The following is a 14,796-nucleotide window of genomic DNA, read 5'->3' as shown; positions in this document are numbered from 1 at the left end:
GATAAAGCGCCAGTAGCTATCAAATCAAAAGCATCACGCCGGGCTGGTTCGCTGGCGCAGCGCCTCGTACAGGCACACGCCGCTGGCCACGGACACATTCAGGCTCTCCACCGCACCGCGCATCGGAATGCTCACCAGCTCGTCGCAGGTTTTGGCGGTGAGCGCGCGCATGCCGTCGCCTTCAGCCCCGAGTACTAGCGCGACTGGGCCTTTCAGGTCAGCTTGGTAGAGCGTGCGCGGTGCCACATCGCTGGTGCCGATGATCCAGATGTTGCGCTCCTTGAGCTCGTTCAAAGTGCGCGCCAGGTTGGTCACCATGAAATACGGCACGGTTTCTGCCGCGCCGCTGGCCACTTTGGCCACGGTGGCGTTGATGCCCGCTGCGTGGTCCTTGGGCGCAATCACCGCCTGCACGCCGGCGCCATCGGCCACGCGCAGGCAGGCGCCCAGGTTGTGCGGATCGGTCACGCCGTCAAGCACCAGAATCAGCGGCTGCGTGCGCTCTGCCGGGGGTTTGTCGGCATTGGCGGCTTCGAGCTGCTCCAGCAATTCATCGAGTGAGGTGACCTGGGCCAGCTCATGCACCCGCGCAGCCACACCCTGGTGGCCGTGGCTGCCACACATTTTGGCCAAGCGCATGCCGTCAGCCTCAATCAGGCGCACGCCAGCTTCTTTCGCCTTGTCAACAAATTGCCGCATGCGCGCATCGCGGCGCGTCGGATCAACAAAAATTTCGACAACGGATTTGGGTGCAGTTTTCAGGCGCACGCCCACGGCATGAAAGCCGAACAGAACTTTGGGAGTAGACATGGCGCAATTATCGCTGGCAGGTGGGGCGTGCGACGCAGGGGGCAGCAGGCCAGTTGCTGGCCGACGAGCGCCAGGCAGGCGCCGGGGTTGCCGTTTTCCGGCTTGCTCGCGGGTGAGGTCTTAAGTTGGACAGACGTCCGAGTTTTGCCACCAGCCTTGGCACGCAGCCAATCACGCCACGCGAATTGAGCCTGCGCCCGCCAACCCCACCACCCACCTTCAACAGTTTAGGATGCACATTGGAGGCAAATGCCACCCCCGACGCAGGGTTTCAAATTTCCCAAAGCGGCATGCACTGAACCTGCAGGGCCACCCTTCAGCGCGCTATCTATCTGAAACTAAAACGGCGTTTTATATATTCATATTCATCTAACCTAATCACCACAATGTAGTTTGAAATATAAAGTCTTACGCCTAAAGTCCGCCCCATGCAAGAAATCGCTTTCATCTTCGCTGGCTTTTGTGTTGGCACCGTGGTCGGCTTGACCGGTGTCGGCGGCGGCTCACTGATGACGCCGCTGCTGATTTTTGCGTTTGGCGTCAAGCCGCACATGGCGGTGGGCACCGACCTGCTGTTTGCCGCGTTCACCAAAATGGGCGGCACCCTGTCGCTGGCCCGCTCCCGCCTGATCCCTTGGCGGGTGGTGTTGCATTTGTCGGCCGGCAGTATTCCGGCGGCGCTGATCACCCTGTGGGTGCTCAAGACCATGGGGCCAGCTGACCCGGCGGTGCAACACCTGATCACCTCTACGCTGGGCGTCGCCCTGCTGCTGACCGCTGCCGCCACGCTTTATAAGGCGGTGCGCAGCAAGGCAGCGCCGCTGCGCGTCGCCCCCGGGCAAGAGGCGCAGGCTGCCACCGCCCAGCACTGGAGCCTGCCGCTGCTGTTTGGCGCGGTGATTGGCACGCTGGTGTCGATCACCTCAGTGGGTGCCGGGGCCATTGGCGTGACGGTGCTGATGCTGCTTTACCCGATGCTGGCGCTGCCGCGCATTGTGGCCGCCGACATTGCCTACGCGGTGCCGCTAACGCTGGTGGCGGGCCTGGGCCATGCGTCGCTGGGCTCGGTGGACTGGCGCATGCTGGGCCTGCTGCTGATCGGCTCGCTGCCGGGCATCTGGCTGGGCTCGCACTTCATGACAAAGGTGCCTGAGCGGCTGATACGCTCCCTGCTTTCGCTGCTGATCGGCTATGCCGGAGTCAAGCTGATCAGCATTTGACACAATTACTATTTTATTCATAGCTATAAGCGCAACCTGTATAACGGCCTGAAGCAACATTTCTGATGTACCAATACACCGACTTTGACCGCCATTTCATCCGCCAGCGTGCGGCGCAATACCGCGACCAGCTGGCGCGCAACCAGCGTGGCGAGCTGACCGATGACGACTTTCGCCCGCTGCGCCTGCAAAACGGCTGGTACGTGCAGCGGTACGCGCCGATGCTGCGCGTGGCCGTGCCCTACGGCGAGTTGGCCAGCCGACAGTTACGGGTTCTGGCCCGCATCGCCCGCGAGTTTGACCAGCCCAGCGCCGAGGTCTATGGCATTGCTACCCAAATGCAAGCGCAATTGGGCACGCCCCATTTGCCCACCGGCTATGGTCACTTCACGACACGCCAAAACGTGCAGTTCAACTGGATACCGTTGACCAAGAGCGCCGACGTGATGGACCTGCTGGCCACCGCCGACATGCACGGCATCCAGACCAGCGGCAACTGCATCCGCAACATCACCAGCGATGCCCTGGCGGGTATTGCGCCCGACGAGTTGATCGACCCGCGCCCGTATTGCGAAATCCTGCGCCAGTGGAGCACGCTGCACCCGGAGTTTGCGTTTTTGCCGCGCAAGTTCAAGTTGGCTGTGACCGGCGCCTTAGAAGACCGCGCGGCCATCGGCTGGCACGATGTCGGGCTGCAACTGCTGCATGACGCCGACGGCCAGGTTGGCTTCAAGGTGCTGGTGGGCGGCGGCATGGGCCGCACACCGATGATTGGGCGTACGATGCGTGAGTTTCTGCCCTGGAACCAAATCCTCAACTACCTCGAAGCCGTGGTGCGCGTCTACAACCGCTGGGGCCGGCGCGACAACATGTACAAGGCGCGCATCAAGATCTTGGTCAAGGCAGAGGGCGAGAATTTTGCCAACGAGGTCAACGCCGAGTACCAGGCGATCGTCGACAACGACGGCGGCCAGCACAGCATTACGCAGGCGGAGCTGCACAGAATTTCAGCGTCATTTCAGCCACCAGCCCTTATCAGTCAAGCGGAAGTAGCTACAGAAAACAAAGCATTCGAGATCACTGCCAAGGATCAGCCTGCCCTCGCGCGTTGGCAGGCGCAAAACGTGCAGGCGCACAAAAACCCGGCGTTGCGCGCGGTCACGCTGTCCTTCAAGCGCCTGGGCTTCGCCCCGGGCGACGCCACCGCCGACCAGCTTGACGCCGCTGCCGATCTGGCTGAGCGTTTCAGCGCTGGCGAGGCGCGCGTCACCCACCAACAAAACCTGCTGCTGCCCTGGGTGCGCGTAGAAGACCTGCCTGCGCTGTGGCAGGCGGCGCGCGCGCTCGGCTTGGCGCGTGCCAATATCGGCCTGCTGACCGACATGATCGCCTGCCCGGGAGGCGACTTTTGCGCGCTGGCCAACGCGCGCTCCATCCCGATTGCCGAATCGATCACCGAGCGCTTTGCCGACCTAGACGAGCTGTTTGACCTGGGGCGCGTGGACCTGCACATCAGCGGCTGCATCAACTCCTGCGGCCATCACCATAGCGGGCACATTGGCGTGCTCGGCGTGGACAAGGACGGCCGCGAGTGGTATCAGGTGTCAATCGGCGGCTCGGACGGCACCACGCTATCGGGCGCGGCCACACCGGGCAAGGTCATCGGCCCGTCGTTTGCAGCCAGTGAGGTGGCCGACGTGGTGCAAGCGCTGCTTGAGACTTACCGCGTTTACCGCCGCATAGGTGAGCCGTTTATCACCTGCGTGCGCCGCCTTGGGTTGGCACCGTTCAAAGCCACCGCTGAGGCGGCCCGCCATGAGACGCGTGAAGGCGGCAAAGTGGTGAATGTGCACATGAACAGCGCCGATGCGTTGACGGACTAAGCCGCATGCAACCCTCGGCAAAGGCGCACCAAAGCATTGTCATTGCCAGCACAGTGGCGGCCACTGCCTTCAACTGACATCTTAAAGTTAGCCATTGTCATGATACAAAATACTATTAACTTAATAGCTGCCTGCGCAGCATCTACGGGGGCTTTAAGCCAAAATGTCTTACAACTTGCCAACGATGCCAACCCCGCTGAGCTGGACCTCACAGGCATCGAGCGCATTGACCTGCATTTCCCCAAGTTCACCGACGGGCGCGCCTACAGCCAGGCGTTTTTGCTGCGCCGCCGTCTTGGCTTTCAGGGCGAGTTGCGCGCCACAGGCGACGTGCTGGTAGACCAGTTGCAGCTGATGCAACGCAGTGGCTTCAATGCCGCCGTGCTGCGCGCGGACCAAAACCTGGCGACAGCGCAGCGCGAGCTGGCCCGGTTTGGCGATTTTTACCAGGGTGACGCGGCGCACCTCGCACCGCTGTTCTCTGCTGACACGCTGCCAAGACCCACCGGAGCCGCTGCATGAACGCTGTCTTGCTGAACGCCCGGGCCAGCGCCACTTTTGATACCAAATTGGCGCAGGCCACGGCCCTGCTGCAACAGGCCACCCAGGATTACGCACCCGGCAGACCAGGCGTTGCTCCGCGCATCACCCTGGCCTGCAGCCTGGGCGCCGAAGACATGGTGCTGGCCCATCTGGTGAACCAGTTGCAGCTCAACATCGGCATATTTGTGCTGGAAACCGGCCAGTTGCATCCGCAGACGCTCGCTTTATTGCAGCGCCTGAAGGCGAACTCACGGGTGCCGGTCGAGGTTTTTACCCCGGTCAACGAATCGGTGCTGCAGTTTGTGGCGCGTGAAGGAAAAGACGCGATGTACAAGAGCATCGACCTGCGCAAAGCCTGTTGCCAAATCCGCAAGATGGAGCCGCTGGGGCGAGCATTGGCAGGCAAGGCAGCCTGGATCACCGGCCTGCGGCGCGAGCAATCAGGCGCCCGCGCCGAGGTGCCGCTGATCGATACCTTAGACGCCAGCCGCGTCAAATTCAACCCGCTGGCCAACTGGACTTGGGGCGATGTGTGGTTTTACATTGCTGAAAACCATGTCGACTACAACCCGCTGCATGACCAGTTTTACCCCAGCATCGGTTGCGCCCCGTGCACCCGCGCCATCAGTCTGGGCGAAGACTTTCGCGCTGGGCGTTGGTGGTGGGAAGACGAATCGGCTAAAGAGTGTGGTCTGCATGTGAAGGCTGGTCAGTGAACACCCTGTTGATGCGGATATCTTCGCAGCTAACAATTTTTCAGCGTATGGGCACTGAGGTTGAGCGCCTGAGTGAGGTGGTGGCAGCGCGTGGTCTGTTGGGCCCCCAGCCCAAGACCCTGTGGCCCAGCCAATCCGCCAGCATGTCAGCGAGCCAGAAACCCAATGTCTGCCAAACACTGCCATCGACATCCAGCGACCCATCATTTGACTATCTACAGAGTGACAATTCAAACATGAACGCTCCCATCGCCCCTGACCTGCTTCAACCCATGACGCACCACCTCCACATCGACCACCTGAGCAACGCCCACCTGGACGCGCTCGAAGAGGAAACCATCTTCATCCTGCGCGAAGTAGCCGCCGCCTTTGAGCGCCCGACCCTGCTGTTCTCGGGTGGCAAAGACTCGCTGGTAATGCTCAAATGTGCTGAGAAAGCCTTTGGCAGCCCGGCCACCGGCGGCAGAATTCCCTACCCGCTGCTGATGATTGACACCGGCCACAACTTTCATGAGGTCACCGACTTCCGTGATTTGCGCGCCAAAGAGTTGGGTGCCGAGCTGATTGTGCGCAGCGTTGAAGACTCGATGGCACGCGGCACGGTGCGCCTGTCCCACCCGGGCGAAAGCCGCAACGTGCACCAGTCGGTCACGCTGCTCGAAGCCATCGAAGAATTCCGCTTTGACGCACTGATTGGCGGTGCCCGCCGTGACGAGGAAAAAGCCCGCGCCAAGGAGCGCATCTTCAGCCACCGCGACAGCTTCGGCCAGTGGCAGCCCAAAGATCAGCGGCCTGAGTTGTGGACACTGTTCAACACCAAACTGCAACCCGGCGAACACTTTCGCGTGTTCCCGATCAGCAACTGGACCGAGCTCGATGTGTGGCAATACATTGCCCGCGAGCAGATCGCCCTGCCCTCGCTGTACTACACGCACAAGCGCGATGTGGTCGAGCGCAAAGGCCTGCTGGTGCCGGTGACCGAACTCACGCCTTTAAAACCAGGCGAAGTGGCCGAGTTGCGCGATGTGCGTTTTCGCACCGTGGGCGACATCACCTGCACCTGCCCGGTAGAAAGCCTGGCCGCCACACCCGCGCAGATCGTGCTGGAAACCCTGGCCGCTGACGTGAGCGAACGCGGCGCCACCCGCATGGATGACAAAACCTCTGAAGCGTCGATGGAGAAGCGTAAAAAAGATGGGTACTTTTAGTGGCCTTAGCGCTTGGAGACCACGGCATCGCTTTGAACCCGGCGCGGCGACTGGGTCATGTGCATGCGGTTTTAGGGTGAAATCACACGCGAAACATGGGCTTCGGTTGGCCACCGGCTGTGGGCGCGCGCCTTTCACCCCAAAGCCCGGTCACATGCCCCAATCACCACGCCTCGCGTTGATGATCAACTCGGTAAAACAAAACAGACCTACGACAGCGATTAAGACTCGGCCCTTAACTGCAGCCAGTTGTACGACCCCCACAGCGCCTAGCAGCGTGCGTTGGGTGTCTGACGCAGCCGTGGACTTGGGGTTTTGCCAAATCAAGGCGCAGGACCGCAGGGACGGGGGACATCCGCGGAGTTAGACACCCAATGCGCGCTGCGGGTTAAAGCCACAGACGCCTCACAAGCAGGTATTTCAAGCCAAACCAAGCAACCCATCCCTGACGAAAACCAGACAAAACACCATGAATGCTACAAATAAAATAGCTACCAGCGCAATAAGCACAAGGGCTACAGGCCAATTTGACCATCAATCAGCCCTCAAATTCATCACCTGCGGCAGCGTCGATGACGGCAAAAGCACCTTGATCGGCCGGCTGCTGCTCGACAGCAAAAGCGTGCTGCAAGACCAGCTTGCCAACGTCTCCAAAAGCGGCGAAGCTGACCTGGCCCAATTCACCGACGGCCTCAGCGCCGAGCGTGAACAAGGCATCACCATCGACGTGGCTTACCGATACTTCAACACGGCGCAGCGCAAATTCATCATTGGCGACGCGCCCGGCCACGAGCAATACACCCGCAACATGGTCACCGCCGCCAGCAATGCCGACGCCGCCGTGGTGCTGGTGGACGCCACCAAACTGCCCTGGGCCACTGCCCCAGACACCGTGCCGCCACCCAGCGACCAAGGCCACGGCCTGCTGCCGCAAACCCGCCGCCACGCCCTGCTGTGCCACCTGCTGCGCGTGCCCAGCATCGTGTTTGCCATCAACAAGCTCGACGCGCTGGAAGACCCGGCCAAGCCGCAAACCGCTGGCCAAGCCACCCGAGCGTTTAACCACATTCGCGGCGCATTGGAAGCCTTTGCGCTGGAGGCTGGCATCGAAGTCGCCACCATCGTTGCGATTTCAGCCTTGAAAGGCCACAACGTCGTCGATGCGGCAGAGGGCTGGTGCGGCTACACCGGCCCCAGCCTGCTCGATATTCTGGAACTGCTGCCAGTGACCCCGGCCGACACCGCCCTGGCGTTTGCGTTCCCGGTGCAATGGGTTGAGAAACCAGCCCCCACGCTGGTCGCTGCGCGTACCGCGCTGCCCCCCGAGGGGGTGCAAAAGTTCGGCAGCTCTGCCGACAGCTCCCAGGGCCGCCGCATTTTCTGGGGCCGCGTGGCGGGCGGTGTGGCGCAAGTCGGCCAACAGGTCAAAGTACTGCCCAGCGGTCAGACCGCGACCGTTGCCCAAGTGCTGGGCACCACGCGCCAACCTGGTGCGGTGCAGGCCGGGCACAGCGCCGGTGTGGTGCTTGACCGTGAAGTCGATGTATCACGCGGCGATTGGCTTCTAGCCCTTATCCCGCCTGCGCTAGCAGCTATCACTTCTGATGAAGATTTCGGCGACACCCCAACTGCCACCAGCCTGCCGCCCAGCCGCGAGATCAGCGCCACCGTGGCCTGGATGGACGATGAGCCGCTGGTGGCTGGGCGGGTTTACTGGGCGCTGCACGGGCACCGCTGGGTCAAGGCGCGTATCAAGCGGGTGGTGCACCGACTGCAAATCAACACGCTGCTTGAGGAAAACGCCGACACCTTGCCCGCCAACAGCATTGGTCACATCGAGCTGCTGCTGCAGGAGCCGATTGCCGCCTTGGCGTTTGCGCAGTCGCGGGTGCTGGGCTCTTTGGTGCTGGTGGACACCGCCACCCACCGCACCGCAGGCGCTGTGCTGGTGAATTGACACCTTTTATGAACCGTTCGCTGGGTGGTTGCCAGTGGCCTTTGGCACATCCGGACAGCGTAAGCTAACAGAACCTGCCAACTCGTGCCAACCAAGTCGAAAGCCGTCGTCTGATGTGTTTACTAAATAAAATATAGCACTCACCCCTTTATTTATAAGGGCTGAAGGCCTTTTTTCAATATAAGATTTACGCTGTGTTTTCTCGCCCTCTCGACCCCGGTGAAGCGTTTTTCTTCCTCTGTGACCACGTGTCGTGCATGAACTTTGTGGTGCTGGCCGAGCGCACCGCCGCGCTGGCGCCCGAGCGCATCCGCCGCGCGCTGAAAACGGTGCAACAGGAGCACGCCCTGCTGCAAACCCAGACCAGCTGGACGCAGGAAAACGGCCTGCGTTTTGAGCCCGCACCGGGCGCATTAATCGAGCTGCATTGCCACCAGAGCAGTGCTGAGCACTGGCCGGGCCTGATTGAGCATGAACTCTCCAGCCCGTTCGCGCCGGGCACCGCCCCGCTGATGCGCTGCGTGTACATCGAGGTTGCAACGGCGGATGCCCCTGCGAGCGCAGCCCCATCTTGCGTGCTGGCGCTGACTTTTCACCATTCCATTGCGGATGGTCGTTCTGGCACCGACATCTTGCGCCACCAGCTCAGCCTGATCGCCAGCGGCAACCCCAACCCCAACCCCAACTAGAACCAGAACCAGAACCAGAATATCAGCCACAGCGGAAACGGAAACGGAAACGGAAACGGCAATGGCTGCGGCAAAACAGCTGCGTACCACCCTGATCGCTGACTACCGCCGCCACGGTACGCTGCCCGTCATCCCCTGGCTGGCGACCAACGCTACGCAGCGCAAGCCCCGGCTGATCCGCCTGCAGCTCAGTGCCGATGCCAGCCAACACCTGCTGGCGCAAACCCGTGCCCACGGCACCACCGTGCACGGTGTGTTGTGCGCGGCGCAGTTGCTGGCGCAGTACAGGCTGCAACAGACCGATCAGAGCGCCGCTTTTTTCCTGTCTTGCCCGGTGGATCTGCGCCCGCATCTGCAGGGCACGCCACCCACCAGCCCCACCGGGTTTTTTACCTCGCTGATCTCAGGCACCTTTCAAGTTGACCCAGACGCCGACCTGTGGGCGCTGGCGCGTGAGATCATTACCCAGACCCGCACACAAATCGCGCGTGGCGAGGGGCACCTGCTCTATCGCCTGCATGGGCTGGACGGCTCGCCCGTGCCGGCGCAAGCCATGGAGGCGTTTCGCAAAAAAGCACTGGCCTCTTTGCCCAACACCATGATCAGCAACATTGGCACAGTGAGCCCGGTGGCAGACGACCCTGCGGTGCAGACCATCTCGTTTGCGCTGTGCCCCATGCCTTACCAGACGTTGTTCACCGCTGCAAGCCCATACAACGGCTGTCTGCGACTGAATGTGGGTTACGACGCAGCGCGCATCACGCCCGCCACTGCCCAAACCCTGGTGCTGGCCGTGCAAGAAACGCTGGAAAATAGGGACAAAAAAGCGCGAAGGCAATCCGGGGCCTAGTGAGTGTCGAACGCGCTCACAGTGCCAGCGGTAGTCGTTTTTTCAATTCGTGGCTGCGGCGAATCCTCGCTATACACCTCAAAGGATTTGGTCCTTCAGTTATCTGGTGTTCGCGTTGATGCACTTTCCATTGCGCGGCAAGCGGATCGTGAAGAGCGTCCCGTCGTCCTTGGTGGAGGTAATGTCGATTCGCCCGCCATGCGCGACAACGATCGAACGGGTGATGTAGAGGCCTAGTCCCAAGTTAATCTTGTCGCTTAGCCTGCGCTCGCTCGCCGGGCGTAGGGCAAACCGCTTGGCCGGGTCGAAAATCGTTCTCAGTTTGGCGGACGAAATCACTTCACCCGCATTTTGGATCGTCCAGGCGATCTGGTCATGGCTCTGCTCCCGAACAGTGACAACGACAGGATCCTCACCAGTGCCGTGATCAATCGCGTTAGTGATCAGATTACCGAACGCCTGACTGATGCGCGAGCGGTCCCATATCACCTCCATGTCGCCCGCAATTTCCAGTTTGATCAGCCGATCAGGATGAATTAAGCGCATCTCCTCGACGATGTTGGTGCAGACAAGCCCAAAATCCATCAATGACGTTTTGACCGGGATGCCGTCACCAAGATGGCTTGTCGAAAAGTCGAGCAAGTCTGACACGATTTCGGCTACGCGATGACTGCTATCGACGATGAGTGAAGCCGTCTTGACCGCATTGGGTGTCAGATTGGCGTTGCCCGACAGTATCTGGGCACCTACGCTGATGGCTCCGAGCGGCGAGCGCACGTCATGGCCGAGAATGGCCATGAACAGATTTTGCGAGTCACGATGCATCTCTGAATAACGCGCGACCGATTCGGCCAGTGACTGGTCAATGGCTTCATTGAACCTGACCATGTCTTTGATCTCACCTCCGGAAATGTTCTTGATGTCGTCTAGCCAGAGTCTCAGTACGCTCGCACGCAGGGCCCGGTACTCCGCAGTCAACTCTTCGATGGTGAACCCGGACGAGATGCGATCGACGGCGTGGATCTCTGCGGCGGTATCCTCGGGCGCTTCAGGGGCAAGGCCCTGAGATTTGTCGATGCTCTCTTGCCGTGCCTGATAAGTATCGAGGTCAGCGGCAACGAACTTCAGCATTGCTTCGGCATGGTCACGCAGTTCTCTGGTTGTCATGCGATGAACGGTCGCGTGGACAGTCTTGGCAAAGTCTTCCCATTCCTGCAGGATGGCTTCCATATTGGCCAATATGAATTTCGATAGGCGCATAAGATATCTTTCAGTGAGGCGATTCAGATGCGGGATGCCAACGGGCGAAAAAAATGAAAAGCAATCGCTTGAAGGATACCTTAGACAACATGGCTTAAGGATCAAAGTTCAACAAAGGTGCCGTTTGTCCTTTTGCGCCATCGGCGGCAGGGCGTTCGTTGAAACTGCCATGCCAGTGATCCGGACCGCTTTTCCACAAAGTTAAGGATGGTCTGCACAACGCAAACTGAAGTCGTGTATCAGCCCATTGAGTTTCGGATAGTGAGATTTCGATCGGAGTCAACCCGAAACCCTGTTACTACTTCCGCTCAATCCGGTGTTTTCTGACCACCGCGGGGCACATGACCGGTGTGCGCACGCTCTCATGCCCCAATTCCCAGCGCTGGGTTCTTGTCCGCGCCTCAGGCTGCTGCTGCCGCATCGCAGTAGGCGATGAGTTCTTCAATCTCGCTGGATTTGTCGAACACCCGTTCGGCACCCAGGTCCAGGCAGCGTCGGCGCATCTCGGGGGTAGCGTAGTTGCTGAGCACAACCCGGCGCACAGGCAGCTTCAAGTCTTGAGCGCTACGCAGCACGCCCAGCCCACTGCCCGGGGCCAATAAGACGTCCACGATCACCAGATCGACCTCGCCACCGTGTTGTTGCAGCTCTCTCACAGCCTCGCGTTCGCTGCCTACCGAGCCCACAACACGGACATCCGATAACTCTTCCAGCGTAGCGATCAGGTTGGTGAGAATGACAGGGTTGTCTTCGACGATAAAGGTTCTCAGCGTAGGCATGGTGGCGAAAGTGGCTGGGCAGGCCGATGTAATTACAGGCCTCAGAGGCCTGTTGAAAACGTTGCGCAGGATGGCGCTGGGAGACAGTTAGACCTTAACTCAATGTGCATCTGGATGTTAACGGGGAAGGTCTTGGATTGGTGTAGGACAAGTCTTATACAAGCCTGCCGACCATTGGCCATACGGTCGAGTTGCACCGTGCCTTTGAGGGTTTCGACCTGAATCGCCTTGGTGCCGACTTTGGGACCGTCGGCGAAGCGGACTTTCAGATTTGGCTGATCGCTACCCCGACGGTCCTGGTCGATCTGCTGATGCAGTTCGCGGTTGACGCCGAGGTCTAACGCTGATGAGGTGCTGCTGATGTGGCGAGATCCGTGGGCCGAGTTCGGGGTGCGGTGCCAAGGGAAGGTGGGCACGGTGAGGTACGCATCGTGAGTTCGACCAGATCAAACGATTTGGAGATGAATTCCTTCTCTCACGGGGCGAGCGGGAGCACGCCAACAAGGAATGCAAGCTCATGTGCAGTTAATCTGAGCAGGACGATGCGCTGATTTCAAGCACGGTCGGTTTCAAACGCGAGCCGCTACAGGTAGGGGGCACCACCCAATAGACGCGAGGCGAAACGGCTGTCCTGCGTATTGCCTGAAAAATCAGCGGTTAATGCGCTTGCACCGCCCTCTGCCCCTCGTACCGAAACGACCGGGGGGGTTAGTTGGGCTTGAGTACAGCAGTTTTGGCAGCCAAACAGCGCGTTGTCTGCCGCAGCAATCCAAGCCCGCAACGCGTCACCCTGCAAGCCGGCAGCAGGGGCCACGCCCACACCGAAATCAAGCTCCAGCGCACGTAGGATGAGGCGCAGATCTGCGTCAGGATCGTGGTCATTCATTTAATGTATCCAAAGTGGTAGTGCAAGCGAGCTCGCTGCAAATTCGCGTTCCAATTTTCAGAAACTACCGAACGCGCGCTCGACGGGTCAAAGGTCAGGCAGCGCATCTCAGAAAGAAGCACCGTACGAGCAAAGGACATTAGCCCATCTTGAAGATGCAACTTCCGTGCGCTAGCCCACGTTAAATCTCACGTTTTGACAACTCATTGAGTGCTTGGCTTACCCACAACGGTGCGGGGTGAAAAAAACCCATATGTATGGCGACTTCCCGCCAGATGCCCACCAACACGGCGTCCAACATACGGTCGCTTTGTTGACACTTCAAAAAAGCAGGCTGAAGCCTATTTTTTTAACTCGAAGTGTCAACTTGCTTATTCACCAATCAATGCTCACGAAAACGTATGTGTATTGAATCTGGCAACCGGCTGGCACGCTTTGGCCGCTGGCTGCATGCAATGCCGGGCCGGGTTCAAAACAAGTTATCGCCAGCCGATAACTTTATATCAAATCGGCCTCTAGCCCTTATGGAATAAGCGCTGGTAGCTCTTATTTTTGATATGTTGAGTGTGGCGTTTCGGTACCCAAGGCGTGCAACGCATCGCGTACCTGCAGCACCACCGCCGACCAATCGTTACCGCTTGGCTGGCGCCACAGCTGCATCACCCCGGGGTACCAGGGCGAGTCGGCGCGGCCTTCGAGCCAGCGCCAATCGGTAGAGAAAGACGGCAGCAGCAACCAGCAGGGTTTGCCCAGCGCAGCTGCCAGATGGGCCACTGCCGAGTCGATGCAGATCACCAGATCGAGTTGCCCGATGGCTGCGGCCATGTCGGAGAAGGTCTCCAGGCTAGGTGCCAGGTTCGCCATAGGTTGGCTCGCCTGCAAGTGAGCCGCCTCATATTCACCCCGGCCTTTTTGCAGGCTGAGAAACTTAACGCCGGGCACCTCCCAAAGGGGTGCCAGTATTTTCAAACTGGACAGCGACCACTGGGCTTCGTTCTCAAACGCCGGGTTGCCGCGCCACATCAGCCCCACGCGCAGCCCCGGGCGCGGGGCAACCTGGTTGATTTCTTGGCGCCAAAAGGTCTGCCTGTCTGCCGGTGCTTGCAAATACGGCAGTTTGGCGGGAATGTTGTCAAGATGCGTGCCGACATAGTGCGGCAGGCTCAGCACCGGCACCCAATAGTCCCAGTCGCTGCTGGCGATATCGTCGCCAAAACCAAAGACATCGCCCACGCCGTCCAGGCTTTGCAACAGCGGTTTCATATCGGGGTGGCTAAGTACGTCCACTTGCGCCGCGCCCTGCTCGCGCAGCACGGTGACGTAGCGGCAAAACTGGACCATGTCGGCAAAACCCCCCTCACACATCGCCAGCACCGCCCGGTCGCGCAGCGACTGCCCGCGCCAGCGCCCGCAGCGCAGGCGCTCCTCGGCAGGGTGGTACCAGTCGCGAAACTCAAGGTGATACCAACCCTCGCGGTATTGGCCCTTGCGCAGCAGCAGGCTGGCCAGGTTGTCGTGCGCACCTTGATGCTCTGGATCAAGCGCCAGCGCCTTGCGCAAGCTGGTTTCGGCCTCGTCGTCGCGGAAATTTTGCGCTTGCAAGGCACCCAGGTTGCACCAGGTGCCCGGCAGCGTGGGGTCAACCTGCAGGGCTTTTTGGTAGGCTGCCTCAGCGGCATGAAACAACTTGAGCTCAGCCAGCGTGGCACCAAAGTTCAGGTGGATGCGCGCGTTGTCGGGTTGCAGTTCGACAGCCAACTGGTAGTGGCGCACTGCTTCGCTCATGCTGCCACGCCGGTCCAGCAACCAGGCCAGGTTGGCGTGCGCTTGCGCCAGATCGGGCTCCAGTTGCAGCGCATCCATCAACAAGACTTCGGCGGTATGAAATTGGCTGGCCTGGAGCGCGCTGCTGCTTTGGGCAAAAAGACGCTCGGCCTGTTCGTGCGGTGTATTCATGATGGCGCTAATGTAAACGCTGAAACTGACAGTCAAAAT

At 60.0% G+C, this 14,796-nt stretch carries 13 protein-coding genes; 8 read left to right on the top strand and 5 right to left on the bottom strand.

What is annotated here, in order from left to right:
- Window positions 1-33: 33 nt before the first annotated feature.
- The gene (rlmB, locus tag BLL52_RS12945; RefSeq protein ID WP_075587016.1) at window positions 34-810 is read right to left on the bottom strand and encodes a 23S rRNA (guanosine(2251)-2'-O)-methyltransferase RlmB; all 777 of its coding nucleotides are present in this window, start codon (window positions 808-810) and stop codon (window positions 34-36) included.
- Window positions 811-1,238: 428 nt separating this feature from the next.
- Here rlmB and BLL52_RS12940 point away from each other — a divergent pair, with 428 nt between their 5' ends.
- The 8 genes from BLL52_RS12940 (at window position 1,239) to BLL52_RS12905 (ending at window position 9,876) form a co-directional block, all read left to right on the top strand.
- Complete coding sequence (locus tag BLL52_RS12940) at window positions 1,239-2,030, top strand: sulfite exporter TauE/SafE family protein (RefSeq protein ID WP_075587015.1); 792 nt, start codon at window positions 1,239-1,241, stop codon at window positions 2,028-2,030.
- Window positions 2,031-2,095: 65 nt separating this feature from the next.
- Window positions 2,096-3,913, top strand: coding sequence for a nitrite/sulfite reductase (locus BLL52_RS12935; RefSeq protein ID WP_075587014.1), 1,818 nt, complete (start codon window positions 2,096-2,098; stop codon window positions 3,911-3,913).
- A 114-nt stretch (window positions 3,914-4,027) separates the two neighbouring features.
- Window positions 4,028-4,435, top strand: a complete 408-nt coding sequence (locus BLL52_RS12930) for a DUF934 domain-containing protein (RefSeq protein WP_075587258.1) — start codon at window positions 4,028-4,030, stop codon at window positions 4,433-4,435.
- The gene (locus BLL52_RS12925; RefSeq protein ID WP_075587013.1) at window positions 4,432-5,172 is read left to right on the top strand and encodes a phosphoadenylyl-sulfate reductase; all 741 of its coding nucleotides are present in this window, start codon (window positions 4,432-4,434) and stop codon (window positions 5,170-5,172) included. The genes BLL52_RS12930 and BLL52_RS12925 overlap by 4 nt, the downstream gene beginning before the upstream one ends.
- Window positions 5,173-5,408: 236 nt before the next feature.
- Window positions 5,409-6,380 carry a sulfate adenylyltransferase subunit CysD gene (cysD, locus tag BLL52_RS12920; protein ID WP_075587257.1) on the top strand — a complete coding sequence of 324 codons (972 nt, stop codon included), beginning with the start codon at window positions 5,409-5,411 and terminating at the stop codon, window positions 6,378-6,380.
- A gap of 469 nt (window positions 6,381-6,849) precedes the next feature.
- Window positions 6,850-8,337, top strand: coding sequence for a sulfate adenylyltransferase subunit 1 (locus BLL52_RS12915; RefSeq protein ID WP_075587012.1), 1,488 nt, complete (start codon window positions 6,850-6,852; stop codon window positions 8,335-8,337).
- 194 nt (window positions 8,338-8,531) lie between these two features.
- Window positions 8,532-9,026, top strand: coding sequence for a hypothetical protein (locus BLL52_RS12910; RefSeq protein ID WP_139313383.1), 495 nt, complete (start codon window positions 8,532-8,534; stop codon window positions 9,024-9,026).
- 61 nt (window positions 9,027-9,087) lie between these two features.
- The gene (locus tag BLL52_RS12905; protein ID WP_075587010.1) at window positions 9,088-9,876 is read left to right on the top strand and encodes a phthiocerol/phthiodiolone dimycocerosyl transferase family protein; all 789 of its coding nucleotides are present in this window, start codon (window positions 9,088-9,090) and stop codon (window positions 9,874-9,876) included.
- 99 nt (window positions 9,877-9,975) lie between these two features.
- On the opposite strand, the gene BLL52_RS12900 is transcribed toward BLL52_RS12905, so the two are convergent.
- The 4 genes from BLL52_RS12900 to BLL52_RS12885 all read right to left on the bottom strand — a co-directional run bounded on the left by BLL52_RS12900 (window position 9,976) and on the right by BLL52_RS12885 (window position 14,757).
- Entirely contained in the window at window positions 9,976-11,106 is a 1,131-nt protein-coding gene (locus BLL52_RS12900) for a sensor histidine kinase (protein WP_158025692.1), read from the bottom strand.
- Between the two features lie 431 nt (window positions 11,107-11,537).
- Window positions 11,538-11,915: a response regulator gene (locus tag BLL52_RS12895; protein WP_075587008.1), complete on the bottom strand. Its 378-nt coding sequence runs from the start codon at window positions 11,913-11,915 to the stop codon at window positions 11,538-11,540.
- 583 nt (window positions 11,916-12,498) lie between these two features.
- Window positions 12,499-12,801, bottom strand: coding sequence for a hypothetical protein (locus BLL52_RS12890; RefSeq protein ID WP_075587007.1), 303 nt, complete (start codon window positions 12,799-12,801; stop codon window positions 12,499-12,501).
- A gap of 546 nt (window positions 12,802-13,347) precedes the next feature.
- Window positions 13,348-14,757, bottom strand: coding sequence for a tetratricopeptide repeat protein (locus tag BLL52_RS12885; RefSeq protein WP_075587006.1), 1,410 nt, complete (start codon window positions 14,755-14,757; stop codon window positions 13,348-13,350).
- Window positions 14,758-14,796: the final 39 nt, after the last annotated feature.

Source organism: Rhodoferax antarcticus ANT.BR, assembly GCF_001938565.1.
Lineage (GTDB): Bacteria > Pseudomonadota > Gammaproteobacteria > Burkholderiales > Burkholderiaceae_C > Rhodoferax > Rhodoferax antarcticus.
Note: the sequence above shows the minus strand (reverse complement) of the source record. Positions and strands in the feature narration are given on the sequence as shown.